Below are 19,040 nucleotides of genomic sequence, written 5' to 3' on the forward strand. Positions count from 1 at the left end.
ACGCCGCCTTTCATATCGGCTATCGATACAGAAAAGGGGAGAACATCCAGAGATGTTCTCCCCTTTCTTATTTGGGATGCAGATGCGGAATTCGTTGTTTATCGCGGCAAGGCGGCCCGGTTATCCCAGATCCAGTCACCCCTGATAGAGATAGAGGTGCAGCCGCTCGATGATGGGCTCGCCGCCAATCTTGCGATCTCGCCGCGCCTGCCGGCTCTTGGGGGGATAGTTGCCCAGATGGGTGACTGCAGGCGGGGTATCCGAACAGAGCAAAAGTGGCAGGCTCGCCTTGATCTGCTGCTTGCGCGGGGTGCGCTCCAGCCAGAGCAGGTTGATCATCGGGTGGGTCTTGACCGGGCGGCGGATCCGCAGCTCGGCATCGGCGGGCAGACGGCGAATGTCGTAGACCTCCTGATCCACCATCTTGCTCCACTCCTCGTTGTTGGAGAGGGCCGGTATGTAGCGGCGGCTGCGCTCCAGCATCTCAAGCACCTGCTCGCGACTGAGGCGATTGATGGTCTGCTTGTCGGCCCAGGTAAAGCCGAGGGATTGCAGCTCTCCCGCCAGCAGGGTCAGTTTGCGGTAGACCTGCAAGGTGATCACCCCTGGCAGAGCGGTATGTACCAGCTCGAACTTCTCGTCCCGTCCCCCCGCCTGCTGCACCAGCGCCTTGAAATCGAGCTTCTGCTGGTTGGTTTGGTCGATCAGCGGTTGCAGCAAGGAGGCTGCGGCGGCAGGAAAGCGCAACCAGCCGGGCAGCCGGTGAGTCGCCTTGGTGGAGCAGCCGGGGCGGGCGCAGTGATCCCGATAGGCGGCGAGGGTGGCCGCCAACGCGGTTTCACCGTTGAGATAGCCCACCTCAATTTGCTCGATCGGGTCGTGCTCTTCCCCCTGTGCAACCGGGGGGAGTGGATATACATGGGCCTCCTGCAGCTCGAGCTGGCCGAGCAGGGTGGCCAGCTGATCCAGAGAGGCTTCAATGGCGGCCATCTGTTGACGCAGGGCGGCGGTCGGGGTAAAGGTATCCATCGATGATCCTGTGGTCTGACCCGCTGTTGACGACATCAGGTATGACATTGCTGCGGGTAGCAAAACTACTGTATAAATAAACATACCAGCATGCGGTTGGAGTGCCAAGAGGCACTTTGAGGAGGGGGCAATGTGCGCCTCTGAATGGGGATGTGGTAATGGTTTTATTTATGTTTCAGGGTGTTAAATAAAGATCACTGTAAGATCATTAAATTAACAATCACGTGTAGCTCCGCTGTTGCCAGCTGTTCACACCTTGTCCATCCCTGCATATGTAAAGCAGTAAAATGCATATATAGATGGGTGCCATGCAGCACAATATGCTGTGCGACTCTGCTGGCCAACTGTTAAAATAATTATTTGTTTAAAATCAAAGCGTTAAAATTAAATCCTGCCGTTTTTAGACATTAGATTTACTAATGTAACGTATCAAAATTCGTCAATTGAGTCGGCCCTGCTCCCTGACTAAGCTTTGCGCATCAAATAAAGCCCAGTGCGTAAACAAATATTCAGAGGAGCCACATCATGGCCAACATGGCTTATACCGAAACCGGTTACCAGCATTCCAGCCAATTGAATCTGGTTGCTCGCGTTAAAATGACCGTTCTGACCTGGCTGGAACGCAGCCGCAGCCGTCGCCAGCTCTCCGAGCTGCCCGAGTACCTGCTCAAAGACATCGGCCTGAACGAAGCTGACCGTTATCAAGAGACCACCAAGCCGTTCTGGCGTGGTTGATCTACCGGGCATGGATGCCTTGTTTTTCTGCTGAGTCGTTTGCTGTTCTTCCCCTGTGGGGACCAACTGCCAGGTCTGTTATTGTCTGTTTTATCTCCCCCCGTTTTCCCCCTGTTATTTGTTGATCCTTTTTCCTCTCCTCTTTATTCCACATCGCTACTGTCATTGCTGTCATCGTTCGATTGTTATCACACTTGTATCGTTAATGTTTGAATTTGTTTAAAAATGATTTTAAGCCACGATGCCTTGCGTATAATCCGGCCATAGTATTACAGAGCGAGAGGGTGAGACGGATGATTCCCCAGCACGATTTTTTGGCCTTGACCCGCAGCCATGAGTGGCAGCTTGAGCCCTTTGAATTTGCCCTGCCCGATGGTGCGCGGGTCTGCGTCTGGGATACGGGCGTGCTTTGTCTGGAGCCTGCCAGCGGCGCGGGCGGCCAGCCGGGAGGGCGCAAGGATATCGTCCTCTCCTGCGGTATTCACGGCAACGAGACCGCTCCCATCGAGATCTGCAACCAGCTGCTGAGTCGTCTGCTCTCAGGCGAGCTGAGCGCCCGTCATCGGGTGCTGTTCCTGTTTGGCAATCCGGCGGCGATGAATCTGGGGCTGCGGGAGGTGGAGGAGAACATGAACCGGCTCTTCTCCGGAGCACACAGCAAGGGGGAGGGGCTCTGCAATCGGGAGCGGATCCGCGCCATGCGCCTCGAGCAGTATGTTAGCCGCTTCTTTGCCGATCCGGCTCGTCCCCGTTACCACTACGATCTGCACACCGCCATTCGCGGTTCGCGCCACGAGAAGTTCGCCGTCTACCCCTTTCCCCACGAGCGGCCCCACTGCCGCGAGCAGGTGCAGTTCCTCGGCGCCTGCGGGGTGCGCACCATTCTGCTCTCCGCCAGCCCGACCACGACCTTCAGCTACTACAGCTCCCGCCAGCATGGGGCCCATGCCTTTACGGTGGAGCTGGGCAAGGTACGGCCATTTGGTGAGAACGATATGACCCGCTTTATCGAAACCCGGCAGGCACTGCAGGAGCTGGTCACTCAGGATGAAGTGGCACTGGAGCCGTGGCGGGCGGACGATTTCACCCTGTTTGCCATCGATCGGGTGATCACCAAAAAATCGGAGCAGTTTCGCTTTCTATTCGCCAGCGATGTGGACAACTTCACCGAATTTCCGCAAGGGTTCGTGTTGGCCGAGGATGGTGAGCTGCGCTACACGGTCGAGAAGCCGCGTGAGGCGGTGGTCTTCCCCAATGCCAACGTGGCGATCGGTCAACGCACCGTGCTGATGGTGGTGCCGACAAGGCTCTGGGAATAGCGGTGATAGCTTAGCCTGCAGAGCGGTGAGACATCCGCAGGTGGCGCCAAGCCATTGTTTTAGTCGGCGGCTCAGACACAGCGGTTAGCCGCAGTAATAAAAAACGGGGCCAGTCAGATGACTAGCCCCGTTTTTTATCGGGTTCAAGCGGTGAGGCTTAGGTGTTGTTCTTCACAAACAGAGTCAGCTCCTGACCGGGCTTGAGGTAATCCCCTTTATCCAGCTGGTTCCAGCGCATCACATCGTTGATGGCCACCTGGAAGCGAGCCGCGATGGAGGAGATGGAGTCGCCACGACGAACCTGATACACCATCGATTTGTCGCTCTTCTTCCCTTGCTTGGGATAGACCACCAGCTTCATGCCTGGCTTGAGCGCCGACTTGGCATTCAGACCATTCCACTTGGCGAGCTCTTCGTGGGAGACACCGTGCGCCTGGCTGATGCTCCACAGGTTGTCACCCGAGCGCACCTTGTAACTGACCTTGGCCTTCTGGCTGCTGCCACGGCTTGCCAGCTGCTGCGGTTTGCTGGCGGAGCTGGCCTTGCTGCTGACCTGACCATGGGTCGGGATCACCAGTTGTTGACCGCGACGCAGGTTGTTGCTGCGCAGATTGTTGGCCAGTTTCAGCTCGCTCACGCTGACGCCGTGATTCTGGGCGATGCGCGACAGAGTATCGCCACTGGTGACCTGATAGGAGCGGGTACGAATACGCTCGCTCTTGGGCAGATCAGCTAGTGCCAGCTCCAGGGTATCGGCATACTCCACCGGTACCAGCAGGCGGTAAGGGCCACGGGGCGACATCACGCCACGGCTCAGGGCTGGATTGACCTCCTTGAGCTGTGACGTGCGCAGACCTGCCAGTTGGGCGGCCACGTTCAGATCAATCTGACTGCCAGTCTCAACCACACGCAGCTTAGGCTCGTTGGCGAGCACCGGCAACTGGATATTGTACTTGTCCGCATTGCTGATCATGTCAGCCATGGCGAGGATCTTAGGCACATACATCCGGGTTTCGCGCGGCAGATCGAGCGACCAGTAGTCGGTCGGCTTGCCTGCGCGCTGATTACGCTGGATGGCGTTGCGCACCCGGCCTTCACCGGCATTGTAGGCGGCCAGCGTTTGCAGCCAGTCACCGTCAAAGAAGCGGTTCAGGTATTCCAGATAGTCGAGCGCCGCATTGGTGGAGGCCAGCACATCGCGCCGTCCATCATACCAGTTGTCGTGGCGCAGACCGAAGTTTCTGCCTGTCGCTGGCACAAACTGCCAGAGTCCGACGGCATTGCTGCGGGATCGGGCATGAGGATCAAACATGCTCTCGATCATCGGGACAGTAATAAGCTCCATTGGCAGCTCACGCCGTTCAATCTCCTCTACCATCAGATAGAGGTAGGGTTCAGCCCGGCTGGCAATGGTCGCCAGATGCTTATCATTGCGCAACAGCCACTCACGTTGCTGGCGGATGCGCGGGTTGTCCGGAGTTTCCAGTTGCATATCATCGCTGATACGCACCCACAGATTGTCCGTCTCTTCCATTTCATCCAGTTGTTCATCGCCAAACAGGAAATGGGAAGAGTGTTTTTTATGCGCTTTTTTCTTGACCTGGGGGGACTTGATCGGCTCGATTGCCGTTAGCGCCCGGTCATCCTGATGGCTCAGGTTTTGGCAGCCGCTGAGCAACAGCGCTGCCAATAAGGCCGTTCGTACCTTCATCTCGTTCCGGTCATTTTTGGGAAAAACAGCCCGCATCATAAGGGGCAATGGCCCCCTGATCAAGGTTTGTTCAAAAAACGTCCTTCCACTGACGCAAGATGGTGAAGGTATCTACCGGATTTTCCACGCATTTTAGCCCCTTCTTTTCAGCAGAAAATTTTACCGAATCGAGCTCGCAGCGCAGAAAAACATTAAACTTGCGTTCATCCTCCAGCCGGGTGGGCAGGCTTGGCAGCCCTTGTTGCCGCAGTTTGCTGATCAGTCCGATCTGATCACGGATCGCCGGATTGTCCGGTTCAACTGCATAGGCAAAGCGCAGGTTGGAGAGTGTGTACTCATGGGCGCAGTAGATCAGGGTCTCGTCGGGCAGGGCGGCAAGGCGCTGTAACGAGTGGTACATCTGTTCCGGCGTCCCTTCAAACAGGCGGCCACAACCGGCCGAGAAGAGGGTATCGCCACAAAAGAGCATGCCGTTACCATAGTAAGCGATATGGCCACGGGTGTGCCCGGGCACATGGATTACCTCGAGGGCGAGGCCGTGCCAGTTGATCTGATCACCATCTTCGAGCCACTGGCCATGATGATCCGGCATGGGGTCAAGTTTGGGGCCATACAGTCTCGCGTGGGGGAAGTGCTCGAGCAATGTGCTGACGCCTCCCACATGGTCATGATGGTGGTGGGTGAGCAAGATGGCATCAAGCACGAGATCCAGTGCCGAGAGCCGCTCCAGCACGGGGGCGGCATCGCCCGGATCGACAACCAGACAGTGATTTTCGTGTCTAATCAACCAGATGTAATTGTCATTAAAGGCTGGAACTGTGATCACTGGATACATGAGTCTGCTTCTCTTTAGGGAGGGTATCTTATATAACAGGATGGCGTTCGAAACCGCGAGTTGAACCCTATTATGCAGGTGGCACGTACCGAACAACAAATCGAGATCCCGACCAGCTGGTCAGCGCTGCCTATGGGTGACTGGGTGGCGGCCGAGATCCAGGAGCGGCTCGACAGATGGTGCCCCAACTTGTTCGGGTATCACTTGCTCAAGGTCGGAGCCCTGAGCGCCGAGCTCTCCTGCAAATGTTCATCCATTCGTCATCAGGTGGGTGTCGCGCCTGAGGGACGACTGCTGGACATCTATGGCGATCCCCTCGAGCTGCCGGTGCGAACCGGCAGCGTCGATGCCTGTCTGCTGGCTCACTGCCTCGATTTCTCCGCCGATCCCCATCAGGTATTGCGTGAAGCCGAAAGGGTGCTGACCGATGATGGCTGGCTCATCATCAGTGGTTACAATCCGGTGAGTCTGGTGGGAGTTGGCCACTGTATCCCTTTTTTACGGCGCAAGTTGCCCTGGTCTGCTCGGATGTTTACCCCTGGGCGGGTGACGGACTGGCTGCATCTATTGGGGTGTGAAGTGATGTTTGACGAGCGTTTCGGTTACTCGTTTATGGGTAAACAGAGCTGGCACAGCTGGTGGCGGGAGAGTATCGGGCGGGATTATTGCAAGGCGTTTGCGTCGGTATACGTGATTGCTGCCCGTAAACGGCGTTTTCCACTGATCCCGGTGCGGCGGCGCTGGCAACTGCCAAAGTCCCTCGCCACACCGGGCATGGCCCGTCAGGGCTGGTAACCGGTATCCTCGGCCAGATCCTTGCCGCAGGCGGCATCTCTGGCCAACTCGTCGCACCGTTCGTTCTCCGGATGGCCGGAGTGGCCCTTTACCCAGAGCCACTCAATCTGGTGGCGACCCACTTCTGCATCCAACTCCTTCCAGAGATCGACGTTCTTGACCGGTTGACGATTGGCGGTCATCCACCCCTTCTTTTTCCAGCCGATGATCCACTGGGTGATCCCCTGGCGCACATATTGGCTATCGGTGGTGAGGCGCACCTTGCAGGGCTCGTTGAGGGTTCGAAGCCCCATGATGGCTGCCATCAGCTCCATCCGGTTATTGGTGGTCAACTTGAATCCGGCGGAAATTTCCTTGCGGTGCTTGCCGTAGACCATCACGGCCCCGTAACCACCCGGGCCCGGATTGCCGAGGCAGGAGCCGTCGGTATAGACATCAATCTGTTTTAACATGAGCAATCAATCTGTTTTAACATGAGGCTTGGGGTAAACTAGCGAGTAAGTAAAGCCGAAGTTTGACATAGATTGGATCATGAACACACCCCAACTGAATCGCCAGATCATTCTGGATACTGAAACCACAGGTATGAATACGGCGGGCGGCCCTGTCTATCTGGGGCACCGCATTATCGAAATCGGCTGTGTGGAGGTGATCAACCGCAAGCTGACCGGTAACCACTATCACGTCTATATCAAGCCTGATCGTCTGGTCGACCCGGAAGCGATCCAGGTGCACGGTATCACCGACGAGTTTCTGCGTGACAAACCGTCGTTCAGCCAGATCGCCGACGAGTTCCTCGAGTTCATCCGCGGCGCCGAACTGATCGCCCACAACGCGCCGTTTGACGTGAGCTTCATGGACTACGAGTTCAGCAAGCTCGGACTCAACTTCAAAACGGCGGATATCTGCACCATCACAGATACCCTGGCGATGGCGCGGGATCTCTTCCCCGGCAAGCGCAACAACCTGGATGTGCTGTGCGATCGTTACGGTATCGACAACTCCCACCGTACCCTGCACGGGGCTTTGCTCGATGCGGAGATCCTGGCGGACGTCTACCTGCTGATGACCGGCGGCCAGACCAAACTCAATCTGGCCACCGAAAGCAACGAAAACGAAAGCAATCAGGACACCAGTATTCGTCGGTTAGAGAGCAACCGACCCGCCCTCAAGGTGGTGCGTGCCAGTGCCGAGGTTCAGGCCCTGCACGAGGCGAGACTGGATCTGGTACAGAAAAAGGGAGGAAGTTGTCTGTGGCGGCAATGAGCAAGTGGTGTGCCGGTCTGCTGTTGTTGCTCTCGCTGGGGGCGATGGCGACCGAGGTATTTGCCCCTTCCGATATTCCGCTGCTGGATAACCGCTTTCGCATCGATTACGGCGTGAAGGAGATCACCTTCATCATCAAGCGCAAGCCGGGCACCCCGTCCGTGATCCTGGTTCGCCCCGATGGCAGCAAGCTTTACGTGGGCAAGGTCAAACCCGCAGATGTGGGTTGGCTGGCGCTGCCGGAGCATGATCTCATTACCCTGCGCAATCCCATGCCGGGCCCCTGGCAGGCGATTGGCGAGGTGGATCCCGACAACCGGGTGCGCATTCTCTCCGATATCCGGCTCGATATCGCCGCCCTGCCGATGCAGCTCTATCAGGGGGAGGTGGTCAAGCTCAAGGCGTGGTTGCTGATCAATGGTCAGCCGCCGAAAGATAAATACTATCTCTCTGATCTTGGCATGACCGTCAAGCTGCAATCGTTCAGCGATGCCGATAAGAAAGAGGTCGTGCTGGATCAAGTACTTGGCCACTATCGCGATGATGGCAAGGGGCTCGACGAAGTGCCGGGCGATGGCATCATGACGGCGGAAGTGACGCTGCATGATATTCCCGGTGGCAAGTACCGCGCCATGTTCAGCACGGGCAATCAGGTTTTTGTCCGTGCCCGTTATCAGGATGTTCTGCTTTACCCCTATCCGTTCAGCTATAACTTGTCGCCGCCTTCGGATGAGCTGGGTGCCAAGCTCTCACTGCTAATCGACCGTGATGAGCTGGATCCCGCCTCCGTGGTGGTCAAGGGGAGTGTGACCAGCAATGTGGGCGGCCTCTACGAGTTCAGCGAGACCGCCAGCGACCCCAAGCTTGATATCGATCTCTCCAACATCAAGGAGGTCGGTCAGCATGAGGTGAAAGCAACCCTCTATGGCACCACTCGCCTCGGCCGTGAGCTGAAAATCGAGTTGCCGGTGAAAACCTTCAATGTCTTCCCGCCACCGCCGCCTCCTGTAGAGGTGATGTCGGCCGCCGCTCAGGCCTCCAGCGCCGAGTCTACCGAAGAGCAGCCTGAAGAGGGAATGGGGTGGCTACTTTGGGTTCTGGTTGGGGGTGGGGTACTACTGGTGTTGCTGGGAGGCGCAGGTTTTGTGGTGATGCAAAAACGGCGTGCTTTTAAACGTGCGCTAGCAGCAGCTCAGGCTGAAAATCAACAAAACGGCCAACCGGCAGCCAAGCTAGATCTCAACTTGCCAGAGCAGTAGCCCAGACTCGGGAAAAACGATACACCAGAGAGAAGAAACCGCCCTCGATAAGCAGGGCGGTTTTTTTAGCTCGACCCCTTAGGATAAGGGATTGGCAGCAATCAGTGATCGCCGATATAGACATCCTTGTTCTGCTCGCGGATTTCGAGGAACTTGTCCAGATTGGCCATCATCAGCTCGACCAACTGGGGGTCGAAATGCTGCCCCTTCTCCTCTTCAATCAGGGCCAGCACCTTGTCCAGCGGCCATGCTTTCTTGTAGCAGCGATCCGAACCCAGGGCATCGAACACATCGGCCAGTGCCACGATCCGTCCTTCCAGTGGGATATCGGCCCCCTTCAAACCGCGGGGATAACCGCTGCCATTCCACTTCTCATGGTGATTGCCTGCTATGGTGGCGCCAATCTGGAACAACGCCAGATCGCTGCCGGAGAGCATATCCTGACCGAGTTGGGCATGAGTTTTCATGATCTCCCACTCTTCCGGGGTCAGCTTGCCCGGTTTGTGCAAAATGGCATCGGGAATCCCCACCTTGCCAATGTCGTGCAGTGGTGAGGCCCGTTTAACCAGCTCGCTCTGCTCTTCGCTCATCCCCAGCAGATGGCAGAAAAGCTCGGTGTAGAGCGCGACCCGTTTGACGTGTAACCCTGACTCCTTGGAGCGGGTTTCGACCAGTTCGCCGATGCGATAGATGATCTCCCGCTGGTTGTCGGCGATCACCTCGTTGAGCCGGATATTTTCCAGTGCCACTATGATGTTTTCGGTAAACAGGGTCAGCAGGCTGGTATCGATCTGACTGAGCTGGCGAGTGGTCTCGATATGAAACAACAGGTGGTGGCGCGGGTTTTGGCAGTAGAGCACCATCTGGTTGGTGTTGTAGATATTGCAGCCCCGGGTCATGGCCTGACGCAGTATCTCGGGTGCCTCTGTCAACCGCACCGGGGGATGACCTGGCAGCAGGGGCTCCAGCAGTTGATCCTTCACTTCGTAGGCATATTGTTTTACATCGTAAATCTGGGTCTCTCCCAGATGGAGCAGGGCGCTCAGCTGCTCTTGGGCGCCTTCGACAAACTGACGCAGCGCCCGTTTCTCAAAGATCCCCTTGGAGGCTTCGATGACTTTTTCCAGCCCTTGCCGGTTGCTTTCCAGGGTGCGGATATCCCGATAGGAGCGCAGGCTGGCCCGCAGCAGGGTGCGCAGCTTCTGGGAGGTGAGCTCGGTTTTATCCTTGTAGTCGTTGATGTCGTAGTTGGTCACCACGTCATCTTCCGGCGCTTGGCCGGGTTGGCCGGTACGCAGCACGATGCGTACCATCTTGTTTTGCTGCTCTTCACGGACATATTTGACAACATCAAGACCGGCGTGATCGACCTCCATCACCACGTCCAGCAGCAGCAGTGCAACATCCGGGGTGGTGGCCAGCAATTTTTTTGCCTCTGCAGCCGAATAGGCATGCAGAAACTCGATGGGACGATTGTCAAACTCGAATTTGTTTAAAGTGATCTTGGTGATGCGATGCACTTCCGGTTCATCGTCAACAATCATCACCCTCCAGCCTGCTTGCTGCGCGTCGGGGAGGGAGAGCTCGTCATCATCAATAATCAGGATCTGGTCATCCATCATACAATCCTGTTTGGCATCCTGTGCTTACATTAACTGCTTCACTAAGGATAGGAAACTTATTGAGAAATAAAATTTGATCTCGAAAAACTATGGTCGAAATAGGCAAATGGAACCCTGCGTGACAGTGTTGTTGTCCGGCTGCTTTCTTCGTCCAATCATGGGACTAGCGTGCATAAGCCCGTTTCTCTGTTCGGGGGCTGATGGTAGTGATTAGTGATGTTTGAGCCGGATAGACGAGAAATAATCGCATTTGATAGTGATTCCCATTTGTGTGTAGCATAGGCAACACACTCAACGAGGAGCCTCATTGTGTCCCCATCTCTGCCTCCCAATCGTCCCCGTCTGCTGACTGTCAAAGCCATTACCCAGATCACCCCTCATTTGCGTCGTATCACCTTTGGTGGCAGCGAACTGGCTGACTATCCCTTCACCTGCGGTGGGGCCCATATCAAGGTGATGCTGGCCCAGCCCCATCAGGTAGAGCCGGTGCTGCCTGCAATGACCCCGAGCGGCCCGCGCTGGAGTGACCCGGCTGACAAGCCGGTGATCCGCACCTACACCATCCGCGCGTTTCGCCGTGATGAGCAGGAAATTGATATCGACTTCGTGCTGCACGGTGACGGCGGGCCCGCCAGCGCCTTTGCTACCCATGCCAAGCCGGGAGAGAAGGTAATCCTCTCCGGGCCGGGTGGTCCCAACCCTATGCTGCAACCGGCCGATCACTACTGTCTGGTAGGGGATCTCACCGCCTTGCCCGCCATCATGGCGATGTGCGAGGTGATGCCTGCCGATGCCAGAGGGGAAATTGCGATTCTGGTGCCGGATCAGGCCGATGCTCAGCCGTTGACGCTGCCGGTCGGGGTGCGCTGTCACTGGTTTGTCGGCGAGCCCGAGTCCAGCGGCCTGCTGGAGCATGTGATTGCTCTGCCGCTGGTGCGCGATGGTGGCTTCTTCTGGCTGGGTGGGGAAGAGGCGCTGGTGCTGCCGCTGCGCCGCCATTTTCGCTCTGTGCTCGAGGTGGATCGCCAGTCGCTCTACGCCGTGCCGTACTGGCGCCGGGGCAAGAGTGAAGAGGCCTATCACCAGACTCGCCACGATGTGATGGATAATTAAGCGGATGCGAAAGAATACCTGATTCACTCTTGCAAATAAAAATGATTTGCATTTAGTATTGCGCCGTCCCGATGTCAGTCGGTACGGCGCTTTTGTTATTGATGGCTGCGAGTGGCATAGCACAACGCAGGGCCTGCCGTAATGCACTGATGTTCGGGGTGATGGGGCATGGACGACTGTTCATGCCAATGAACTCCATCACTTTGCACCGGGTCTGGCGAGGTCAGACAGGGATGTCGGTGGTGTTGGCCTTGGTTGTTTTATGTGGAGTGTTGATGATGCGTACATCATCCCGACGATTTGCAGTGCATCCGCTGGTGTTGTCCCTTTTTGCCCTGCCAGTTCTGGCCCAAGGGACTGCGCCTGTCACCGTTCATGAAACTATGGTGGTGACGGCGAGTAAAACCCGGCACAGCGAGCTGACCGCCCCGGCCAGCGTCTCTGTGGTGACTCGGGCCGAGCTCGACAAGCTCAATGTCAATGACCTCACCGGCGCTCTGAAACAGTTGCCGGGGGTCAATATCAGCCCTGCTACCAGCTACGGCCGCAGCGAGATCAAGTTGCGCGGGCTGGAGGGGGATTACACCCTGTTGCTGGTCAATGGCCGGCGTATCAGCTCCCGCGATGCTCTTACCTCCGGTTATGGCAATGATTTCGATCTCTCTGCCATCCCCATGGCGGCCATCGAGCGTATCGAAGTGATCCGTGGCCCCATCTCCTCCCTCTACGGTGCCGATGCGCTGGGTGGGGTGGTCAATGTCATCTTGCGCCAACCCGGGGAGAAGACCGAAGCGGCTGCCACCTATACCTTCAGCGACCCCACCGATGGTCACGGCGGGGATATCAACAAGGCGAGTGCCTATGTGGGCGGGGCACTGATCGACAACAAACTGCTGGCCAACCTGGTGGTGGAAGGGAACCACCGGGACGCCTGGCAGAGCGAGCAGAGCATCAACCCCAAGGCCGATGCCATCGAGCAGCGTGAAAAGCTGGGGATCCTCTCCAACGTCAAATGGCTGATCGACGATCGTCAGGATCTGGATGTGGGGATGAACTACGCCAAAGACGATCGGGAGGCCCACTGGAACAACTACGGCCAGACGCCGCGCAATATCCAGCAGATGGAGCGACTGGGGCTCAATGCCACCCATGTCGGCCGTTGGGATCAGTTCGACAGCCGGGTCGGCTATGCCTTCGAGCAGGTTGATCTCTTTGATGACTCCGAACTGATGACGGCGCTGAGCAAGACCAGCGGCGATGTGAGCCAGACCAACCACACCTTTGATGGCCAGCTGAGCGGCAATCTGGGCAGCCACCTGCTGACCAGCGGTGCCGAGTACCGCATCACCGAACTCAAGCATAATGTCAACCTCAAGGGGGGCGATGTCAGCGTCAACCAGAGCGCGCTCTATCTGCAGGATGAGTTTGGCTTTGGCGATCTGGCGTTGACCCTGAGTGGCCGAGTCGATCACCACGAGACCTATGGCACCGAGTTCAGCCCCCGCGGTTATGCCCTCTACAGCCTGACTGACAACTGGGTGGTCAAGGGCGGCATTGGCAAGGCATTCAAGGCGCCGACCATTGCCCAGTCCAACCCGGATTATGCCGTAGCCGCCTGTCGCGGTCGCTGCGCCGTAGTGGGCAACCCGGATCTGAAGCCGGAAACCGCCGTCAGCTACGAGCTGGGCACCGCCTATGATGGTTCGTTCTGGGGCGCCGGGGTTACCGCCTTCCACAACGATATCAAGGACAAGATCCAGAGCGAGGCATGGACCTCCACCTGGCGTCCGGCGGTGATGACCTATCAGAACGTCAGCAAGGCCCGCATCAAGGGGGTGGAGCTGAGCGGCTGGTTTGATATCACCGATGCCCTGACCCTCTCCAGCAACGTCACCCTGATCGACGCGGAGGACAAGACCAGCGGCAAGGATCTCTATCGGACGCCGGAGCATACCGGCAACGCCAAGCTGGAGTGGCAGGTCGTCGAGAGCCTGAGTACCCAGCTCGGCTGGAACTACACCGGCAGCCAGATCCTTCCGGTTCCGCGCATGAGCGGCACCACCTATGAGACCACCGCCGGATTCCACACCCTGGATATCGGGGCAGTCTGGAACGCCACTCGGGCACTGGATCTGAAGTTCGGGCTCAACAACCTGACCAATACCAAGCGTGACTGGGTTGCCACCGAGGCCGATCAGATCCTCGACGGGCGCACTGTCTATGCCGGTGTGGCCTACAAGATGTAGTGGCTGAGCGGGAGCCCGCACTGGCGGGCTTCCGCTGTTGCCACGGTATCACCTCGGATGACGGCTTTTGTGTCAACAAGATGGCATTGCAATCATAAGGAGTTAAAGGGTGTTTAGAGACCAGACCTCGCTGTTCTGGCTGGGATTATTCCTCCTGTTCATACTGCTTTCTCTCTCGCTCGCCACCGGTGCGGGTGTTTATGGTGCCCGCGAGGTGTTCGGCTACCTGATGGGTGACGCGCCTTGGGCGAGTGACGAGAAGCTCGCCATGGTGCTCAATACCTTGCGACTGCCGCGCACCCTCTGCGCCATGGTGGTCGGCGCCTCTTTATCTCTGGCGGCCTCCTTGTTGCAGAGCGCGACCCGCAATCCGCTGGCGGAGCCCGGTCTGCTCGGGGTCAACGCCGGGGCCGTCTTTGCGCTGGTGGTGGGGCTCACCTGGTTCGGGGTGGAGTCCGCCTACGGCTATCTGCTCTGGGCCGGCCTCGGCGCGCTGCTCGGCAACGTGATTGTGCTGGGGCTAGGCATGATGATTGGCCGCTCCAACCCCCTCAAGCTCATTCTGGTCGGGGTGGCGCTCTCCGCCACCTTCGGCGGGCTCTCCAGCTTTCTGCTGCTCTCCAACAAGATGGTGCTGGATCAGTACCGCTTCTGGAACCTCGGCTCCCTGTCGGCGGCCAATCTCGATGCCATCATAGCCGTACAGCCCTTCGTGCTGGGGGCGTTTGTCATCACCCTGCTGCTCTGTCGCCAGCTGACCCTGATGCAGATGGGGGACAGTCAGGCCCAGGCGCTGGGGATCCGCCCAAACCGGGTGCGAATTGGCGTGCTGCTGGCCGCCACCCTGTTTACCGCCAGTGCCATCGCCATCGCCGGCCCTATCGGCTTTGTCGGCTTTCTGGCCGCCTACTGTGGCCGATTGGTGGAGCCGGTGAAGCTGTCGGTGCAGGTCTGTTTCTCCGCCCTGTTCGGCATGCTGTTTCTGCTGTTGGCCGACATTCTGGCGCGCTGGCTGATCCAGCCGTTCGAGCTGCCCAACGGGGTCATTCTGGCCCTGATCGGTGCACCTGTGCTGATCGCCATCGTCCACCGCGGGGGCTTTCGTACCCTGCTGACCGTCAAGTGAGGGGTTGATGCGCATACCTACCGATATGCTCTGCCTGCGGGCCGGTAACCGCTCTTTGCTGCTCCATCTGCCGAGCTGGCGCTGGCTGGCTCTGCTGGCCATGGCGTTGCTGGCCCTGGCTCTGCTGGCCCTGAGCGTTGGCGGCGGCAAGCTCGGCTTTGCCGGGGTGGTCAACACCCTGATGGGGGAGGGGACGCGGCTTGAGCAGCTCACCCTGTTCAAGATCCGGCTGCCGCGCATCCTTGGGGTGGTGGTGGCGGGGGCTGCAATGGGGCTCTCAGGCTGTCTGGTGCAGACGCTGGTGCGCAACCGGCTGGCCACACCCGACTTGGTGGGGGTCAACAACGGCGCCTCTCTGGCCATCATCATCTTCTCCCTCTATCTGACCGTGGGCAGCTGGCCCTGGTGGGCGGCCCCCATCGGCGCCATCTTCGCGGCGCTGGTGCTCTATGCCCTCTGCCGCAAACCGGGTGAGCAGGGCTATCTGTTCGTGGTGATCGGTATCGGCCTCTCCGAGCTGTTCGAGGCGCTCGGCCAGTTTGTGATGTCCACTCAGGCCCTGCTGCACCTGAGCTCCCTCTATTTGTGGAATATGGGCAGCTTTATCGCCGTGGGTTACAGCACCATCACCCCCATCGCCATCCTGTTGCTGCTGCTCTGCCCGTGGATCGTCTATCTCTCCCGCTCGCTGGCGGTGCTGCGCTTTGGCCCCGAGATGGCCAGAGGGCTTGGCGTCAACGGCGATCGGGTGCAATTGGGCATTCTGGCCCAGGCCATTCTGGTGGCGGCGCTCGGCACCGCCATCGGCGGCCCCGTGGTCTTTATCGCCATGGCGGCCCCCATTCTTGCCTCCTGGCTGGTAAAAGACCGGGTGGTGCCGCTCTGGCTGGCGGCACTCAGCGGCGCCCTGCTGCTGCTTGCCAGTGATACCCTGGTTCGGGGGCTGGCCAGCCCCCACGAGGTGGCGACCGGTATCATGACCCGCATTCTCGGTGGCCTGTTGCTGCTGTTTCTTCTCGTTAACGATCGCCAGAGGGCTGACTGATGACGCTCACCGTAAATCGCCTCCACTTCGCCTATCAGCAGACTCCCATCCTGCGGGACATCTCCTTCAGCGTGCCGAGGGGCAAGCTGGTGGGGATCGTCGGCCCCAACGGCTGCGGCAAATCGACCCTGCTCAAGCTGCTATCTGGCCAGATGAAAGCCCAACGCGGCGAGATCCTGCTCAAAGGCAAGCCGCTTGCCAGCTACCCCATGAAGGGGCTGGCGCGGGAGCTCGCCTATCTGCCCCAGCGGCCCACCCTGCCTGCCGGCATTCTGGTGGAGCAGCTGGTGCAGTATGGCCGTCACCCTCATCAGGGCTGGTTCAATCAGTGGGGTGAGGAGGATGCCCGCATGGTGCGTATTGCCTGCGAGCGAATGCAGCTTGAGGGGATCTGGCAGCAGAGCGCTGCGTCCCTCTCCGGCGGGCAGGCACAGCGGGCGTGGCTGGCGATGATCCTGGCGCAGGACAGCGACATGGTGCTGCTCGACGAGCCCACCAGCGCCCTCGATATCGGTCACCAGACCGAGGTGATGGAGGCGATCCATCGCATCACCGCCGAGGGCAAAACCGTGCTGCTGGTGATCCACGATCTGGCGATGGCGGCCCGCTACTGTGACGAGCTGATCGCCATCGGCGAGGGGACCGTTGCCGCCATGGGCCCGGCCCGGGAGGTGGTGACCAAGTCCTTGATCGACCGGCTCTACCAGACCAGTGTCGACATTCTGCATGCCCCCGGCGACGGGGCGCCCATTATCGTGCCCCGTCGCCACGAACATGGCCGTGCCCTGCGTTCGGCGAGTTGAGTCATATGGGCCTGCTCTGTGGGCCCACCGAGTGTATTCACGCGGCCGATTATCCGGGCCGTGCAACGAGAAGGAGTGAAATGATGAAGCGTTTTGCCGCCCTGGCAGCAGCCATCCTGATGCTGGCCGCGCCGCAGGTTCAGGCGCAGGAGATGCGTGAAGTGACCGATGCGTTTGGCCAGAAGGTGCAGGTGCCAGCCCAGCCAATGCGGGTGGTGGTGCTGAGCGAGCTCGAACTCGACAGCACCCTGACCCTGGGGCTGACCCCCATCGGCGCCGTCAATGGCCGTGGTCAACCCACCTTGCCCCGCTATTTGCTGAACAAGGCGGGCATGGGTATCCAGGTGATCGGCGATCTCGACAGCCCCAATCTGGAGTCGCTGATTGCGCTGGAGCCCGACCTTATCCTGACCGGCCAGACCCGTCCCGAGCTGCTGACCTTGCTGGGGGAGATCGCGCCGACCGTGGTGACCAGCAAGTGGGGTGAACCGTGGCAGGATAGCTTCCGCCGCACCGCTCACACCCTCAACCGCGACCAGCAAGGGGATACTTTCTTGCTGCAGTATGCCGAGCGGTTGACTCAGGCCCGCAGCAAGCTGGCCAAGCATCAGGGGGAGAGCATCAGCATAGTGCGCTGGAACCCCAAGGGGCCGAGCTTTATGTATCAGGGCACCTTTGCCAGCAGCGTAGTGGAGTCGATGGGGCTGGTACGCCCAAGCAAGCAGCAGGGGACTGGCGCACCCCACTCACCGGCGCTGAGTCTGGAGTCCCTCAACCTGCTGGATGCTGACTGGCTGGTGGTCGGCACTCTGAGCGCCAGCGGTGATGCGGTGGATGCCATGCGTCAGGCGGAGCAGACCCCGGCGTTCCAGCAACTGCCGGTGATCAAGGCCAAGCGCTTTGGCGCCGTTGACGGGTCGCTCTGGACCTCCAGCGGCGGCCCGCAGGCGGCCCTTAAGGTGATCGAGGATGTGGAGCAGTTGCTGGCAACCCGCAGCTGAACGAGCGCGTTATCTGAGGGATGAAATCTGTGCGAATGAACCACAGATAGAGTATCTATCTGTGGTTCATTAATGTGGATGTTAATTTCTTTTATTGGCTCATTCGCAAAAGAGTGCTTTCGTTTATTGATTAATGTGTGAATTGCTGCACGTTCTGGGTACGAGCCTCGCGGTATGGCTTTTGTCGCCCCCGTTTTTCCGTATGGTATGAGCGTTTATTGGGTCAAGGGTTAATTGCTGCTTGTTCCCGTTAAGTGCTTGCTACCAAAGAGGAATCTAAATGAACGAGAGTCGACGTAGAGTCACCCTGGGGCTGTTGAGTACCCCCCTGGTCGCCACCCTCACCGGCTGCAACAGCAGCAATGACAGCCAGGGGAGTGCGGCGGATTTTCGCACCACCCTGACCGACCGGCTGAGCGCCGAGCTGCACGACGAGCAGACGGCCCGCCAGCTGGCCCCCTTCATCGAGGAGGCCTGCTTCAACATGACCCCGTCCCGGGTCGCCATCGACCAGGCCCACTGCGTCATCGCCTTTGCCTTCGGCAACCGCCCCAACGCCTCGGGCAACCCGGATGAACTGGCCGAGCCCGGCCCCATGAACGAGGCTCTGGCTGCCTGCTGTGCGGCCCTCTATCGGCAAAAGCCAGTGCCCATGTACGTGCAATGGGAGATTGCCCGCTTCCTCGACTCGGCCCGCTATTCGGACATTCCAGCCCGGGATGTCATCTCCATCGAGCCTTACTGGGATAATGAAGGCAAGCTGGTCTACCTCAGCACGGACGGCGTGGTGGAGGCCATCGTCAGGGATTATGCCGGCGGAGATGCCGCCGCCCTTGGCACGGCGGCCGTTATCGGTCACCGCGACCACGTCAAGCGCTGCATCATCACCTGCCGTGCCCGCAAGGTGGCGAGCCATGCCCCGGAGGGGATCGAACTGCCCGTCTGGTACGACGAGCAATCCGATCAACCCTGGACCCGTCGCCGCGACCTCTATGTGCTGCAGGATATCTCGGTTCAGTTGATGGGGGTGGCGCAGGCCAACATAGCCCAAGCCTATCCGAACGGCTGAGGAGGCCGCTCGGCGGATGGTGCAATAACAGAAAACGGCGGGATGATCCCGCCGTTTTTTTTTTGA

Annotated in this window: 17 protein-coding genes; 12 read left to right on the forward strand and 5 right to left on the reverse strand. The window is 58.8% G+C overall.

Going from position 1 to position 19,040, the window contains the following annotated elements:
- Window positions 1-135: 135 nt before the first annotated feature.
- Entirely contained in the window at window positions 136-1,029 is an 894-nt protein-coding gene (locus G5229_RS04470) for a DNA replication terminus site-binding protein (protein ID WP_266135552.1), read from the reverse strand.
- A 525-nt stretch (window positions 1,030-1,554) separates the two neighbouring features.
- Between G5229_RS04470 and G5229_RS04475 the strand changes: the two genes are divergently transcribed.
- Both G5229_RS04475 and astE read left to right on the forward strand, forming a co-directional pair.
- Window positions 1,555-1,764, forward strand: coding sequence for a DUF1127 domain-containing protein (locus G5229_RS04475; RefSeq protein ID WP_158112369.1), 210 nt, complete (start codon window positions 1,555-1,557; stop codon window positions 1,762-1,764).
- 293 nt (window positions 1,765-2,057) lie between these two features.
- Window positions 2,058-3,083 (forward strand): succinylglutamate desuccinylase, encoded by a 1,026-nt coding sequence (astE, locus tag G5229_RS04480; protein ID WP_421208662.1) that lies wholly within the window; start codon window positions 2,058-2,060, stop codon window positions 3,081-3,083.
- A 157-nt stretch (window positions 3,084-3,240) separates the two neighbouring features.
- Here the strand turns inward: astE and G5229_RS04485 are convergent, their stop codons facing one another.
- Both G5229_RS04485 and gloB read right to left on the reverse strand, forming a co-directional pair.
- The gene (locus G5229_RS04485) at window positions 3,241-4,794 is read right to left on the reverse strand and encodes a lytic transglycosylase (protein WP_216953219.1); all 1,554 of its coding nucleotides are present in this window, start codon (window positions 4,792-4,794) and stop codon (window positions 3,241-3,243) included.
- 70 nt (window positions 4,795-4,864) lie between these two features.
- The gene (gene gloB, locus G5229_RS04490) at window positions 4,865-5,629 is read right to left on the reverse strand and encodes a hydroxyacylglutathione hydrolase (protein WP_042055494.1); all 765 of its coding nucleotides are present in this window, start codon (window positions 5,627-5,629) and stop codon (window positions 4,865-4,867) included.
- Window positions 5,630-5,701: 72 nt separating this feature from the next.
- Here gloB and G5229_RS04495 point away from each other — a divergent pair, with 72 nt between their 5' ends.
- Window positions 5,702-6,424: a methyltransferase domain-containing protein gene (locus tag G5229_RS04495; RefSeq protein ID WP_421208664.1), complete on the forward strand. Its 723-nt coding sequence runs from the start codon at window positions 5,702-5,704 to the stop codon at window positions 6,422-6,424.
- On the opposite strand, the gene rnhA is transcribed toward G5229_RS04495, so the two are convergent.
- On the reverse strand, window positions 6,412-6,876 hold the full coding sequence (rnhA, locus tag G5229_RS04500) for a ribonuclease HI (protein WP_005337815.1): 465 nt from the start codon (window positions 6,874-6,876) through the stop codon (window positions 6,412-6,414). The genes G5229_RS04495 and rnhA overlap by 13 nt on opposite strands.
- A gap of 79 nt (window positions 6,877-6,955) precedes the next feature.
- On the opposite strand from rnhA, the gene dnaQ reads away from it, so the two are divergent.
- Both dnaQ and G5229_RS04510 read left to right on the forward strand, forming a co-directional pair.
- The gene (gene dnaQ, locus G5229_RS04505; RefSeq protein ID WP_047439188.1) at window positions 6,956-7,690 is read left to right on the forward strand and encodes a DNA polymerase III subunit epsilon; all 735 of its coding nucleotides are present in this window, start codon (window positions 6,956-6,958) and stop codon (window positions 7,688-7,690) included.
- Window positions 7,687-8,949, forward strand: a complete 1,263-nt coding sequence (locus tag G5229_RS04510) for a TIGR03503 family protein (protein ID WP_421205315.1) — start codon at window positions 7,687-7,689, stop codon at window positions 8,947-8,949. Before dnaQ ends, G5229_RS04510 begins: the two co-directional genes overlap by 4 nt.
- 101 nt (window positions 8,950-9,050) lie before the next feature.
- On the opposite strand, the gene G5229_RS04515 is transcribed toward G5229_RS04510, so the two are convergent.
- Window positions 9,051-10,568: an HD domain-containing phosphohydrolase gene (locus tag G5229_RS04515; protein WP_421208751.1), complete on the reverse strand. Its 1,518-nt coding sequence runs from the start codon at window positions 10,566-10,568 to the stop codon at window positions 9,051-9,053.
- Between the two features lie 312 nt (window positions 10,569-10,880).
- Between G5229_RS04515 and G5229_RS04520 the strand changes: the two genes are divergently transcribed.
- The 7 genes from G5229_RS04520 to G5229_RS04550 all read left to right on the forward strand — a co-directional run bounded on the left by G5229_RS04520 (window position 10,881) and on the right by G5229_RS04550 (window position 18,974).
- Window positions 10,881-11,684 carry a siderophore-interacting protein gene (locus G5229_RS04520; RefSeq protein ID WP_069526731.1) on the forward strand — a complete coding sequence of 268 codons (804 nt, stop codon included), beginning with the start codon at window positions 10,881-10,883 and terminating at the stop codon, window positions 11,682-11,684.
- A gap of 278 nt (window positions 11,685-11,962) precedes the next feature.
- On the forward strand, window positions 11,963-13,930 hold the full coding sequence (locus G5229_RS04525; protein ID WP_421208752.1) for a TonB-dependent receptor domain-containing protein: 1,968 nt from the start codon (window positions 11,963-11,965) through the stop codon (window positions 13,928-13,930).
- 109 nt (window positions 13,931-14,039) lie between these two features.
- Window positions 14,040-15,056: an iron ABC transporter permease gene (locus G5229_RS04530; protein ID WP_323935895.1), complete on the forward strand. Its 1,017-nt coding sequence runs from the start codon at window positions 14,040-14,042 to the stop codon at window positions 15,054-15,056.
- 7 nt (window positions 15,057-15,063) lie between these two features.
- A complete protein-coding gene (locus tag G5229_RS04535) occupies window positions 15,064-16,101 on the forward strand; it encodes an iron ABC transporter permease (RefSeq protein ID WP_323935896.1) in 1,038 nt (345 codons plus the stop codon).
- Entirely contained in the window at window positions 16,101-16,904 is an 804-nt protein-coding gene (locus G5229_RS04540; RefSeq protein WP_227342324.1) for an ABC transporter ATP-binding protein, read from the forward strand. Before G5229_RS04535 ends, G5229_RS04540 begins: the two co-directional genes overlap by 1 nt.
- A gap of 83 nt (window positions 16,905-16,987) precedes the next feature.
- Entirely contained in the window at window positions 16,988-17,905 is a 918-nt protein-coding gene (locus G5229_RS04545) for an ABC transporter substrate-binding protein (RefSeq protein WP_100645523.1), read from the forward strand.
- A 280-nt stretch (window positions 17,906-18,185) separates the two neighbouring features.
- Complete coding sequence (locus G5229_RS04550) at window positions 18,186-18,974, forward strand: hypothetical protein (RefSeq protein WP_216953224.1); 789 nt, start codon at window positions 18,186-18,188, stop codon at window positions 18,972-18,974.
- Window positions 18,975-19,040 lie beyond the last annotated feature (66 nt).

The organism is Aeromonas sp. 602396, from assembly GCF_049173735.1.
GTDB classification, from domain to species: Bacteria; Pseudomonadota; Gammaproteobacteria; order Enterobacterales; family Aeromonadaceae; genus Aeromonas; species Aeromonas veronii_A.

Bases quoted from the DNA above. Each gene is read 5' to 3' on its own strand.
- astE (WP_421208662.1), top strand. From the start codon at position 2,058: ATGATTCCCCAGCACGATTTTTTGGCCTTGACCCGCAGCCATGAGTGG.
- rnhA (WP_005337815.1), bottom strand. From the start codon at position 6,876: ATGTTAAAACAGATTGATGTCTATACCGACGGCTCCTGCCTCGGCAAT.
- G5229_RS04470 (WP_266135552.1), bottom strand. From the start codon at position 1,029: ATGGATACCTTTACCCCGACCGCCGCCCTGCGTCAACAGATGGCCGCC.
- G5229_RS04525 (WP_421208752.1), top strand. From the start codon at position 11,963: ATGCGTACATCATCCCGACGATTTGCAGTGCATCCGCTGGTGTTGTCC.
- G5229_RS04495 (WP_421208664.1), top strand. From the start codon at position 5,702: ATGCAGGTGGCACGTACCGAACAACAAATCGAGATCCCGACCAGCTGG.
- G5229_RS04550 (WP_216953224.1), top strand. From the start codon at position 18,186: ATGAACGAGAGTCGACGTAGAGTCACCCTGGGGCTGTTGAGTACCCCC.
- dnaQ (WP_047439188.1), top strand. From the start codon at position 6,956: ATGAACACACCCCAACTGAATCGCCAGATCATTCTGGATACTGAAACC.
- gloB (WP_042055494.1), bottom strand. From the start codon at position 5,629: ATGTATCCAGTGATCACAGTTCCAGCCTTTAATGACAATTACATCTGG.
- G5229_RS04535 (WP_323935896.1), top strand. From the start codon at position 15,064: ATGCGCATACCTACCGATATGCTCTGCCTGCGGGCCGGTAACCGCTCT.
- G5229_RS04510 (WP_421205315.1), top strand. From the start codon at position 7,687: ATGAGCAAGTGGTGTGCCGGTCTGCTGTTGTTGCTCTCGCTGGGGGCG.
- G5229_RS04485 (WP_216953219.1), bottom strand. From the start codon at position 4,794: ATGAAGGTACGAACGGCCTTATTGGCAGCGCTGTTGCTCAGCGGCTGC.
- G5229_RS04545 (WP_100645523.1), top strand. From the start codon at position 16,988: ATGAAGCGTTTTGCCGCCCTGGCAGCAGCCATCCTGATGCTGGCCGCG.
- G5229_RS04515 (WP_421208751.1), bottom strand. From the start codon at position 10,568: ATGGATGACCAGATCCTGATTATTGATGATGACGAGCTCTCCCTCCCC.
- G5229_RS04475 (WP_158112369.1), top strand. From the start codon at position 1,555: ATGGCCAACATGGCTTATACCGAAACCGGTTACCAGCATTCCAGCCAA.
- G5229_RS04540 (WP_227342324.1), top strand. From the start codon at position 16,101: ATGACGCTCACCGTAAATCGCCTCCACTTCGCCTATCAGCAGACTCCC.